Raw genomic sequence first — 529 nt, forward strand, 5'->3', positions numbered from 1 at the left:
CTAGTCATGCTGAGTAGCTTGCATGTTATGTATACGATACATTGAGTGATGAATGTTACGGTAACTGCACATGGACTACTCGCTCATCATCGTTCGCCTCGGCAAGCAAATACGCGAAAAACGTATCAATCGTGGCCTGACGCAAGTCCAGCTTGCCGAACTCGCGGGGCTGACGCGACATAAAGTCATCGCGGTAGAAAAGGGCACCCTTAGCGTCGGAATGATCGCTTTTGCACGGATTCTGGCTGCGCTGGATTGTGAGTTATCGGTCACTCCGGCTGCGATGCCGACGCTTGAAGAACTTGGGGATCTGTTCGAATGAAAATGACTTCTCTCAGTGTCGGTACCCCAGAGGGCAATAGCGGCAGAATCTTCACCAGTGCCGAGGATTTCCTGTTTCGCTATGACGAAGATGCATTGCCTGCCATGGCGATCAGTTTGTCGATGCCTGTGCGACCAGAYGAATTCCGTCGACGCGACCTGCATCCAATTTTCCAGATGAACCTGCCGGAAGGTTATGTTCTGGAGC

General features: G+C 51.7%; 2 protein-coding genes. Both read left to right on the forward strand.

The features are described 5' to 3' along the window. The first annotated feature begins 70 nt into the window (after positions 1 to 70). Positions 71 to 322 carry a helix-turn-helix transcriptional regulator gene (locus tag AC1DRJ_RS32130; RefSeq protein ID WP_477805629.1) on the forward strand — a complete coding sequence of 84 codons (252 nt, stop codon included), beginning with the start codon at positions 71 to 73 and terminating at the stop codon, positions 320 to 322. Further along, a partial coding sequence (locus AC1DRJ_RS32135) for a HipA N-terminal domain-containing protein (protein WP_477805630.1) occupies positions 319 to 529 on the forward strand: 211 nt, incomplete at its 3' end. The genes AC1DRJ_RS32130 and AC1DRJ_RS32135, both read left to right, overlap by 4 nt.

This window comes from Pseudomonas sp. P5_B2 (genome assembly GCF_056400445.1).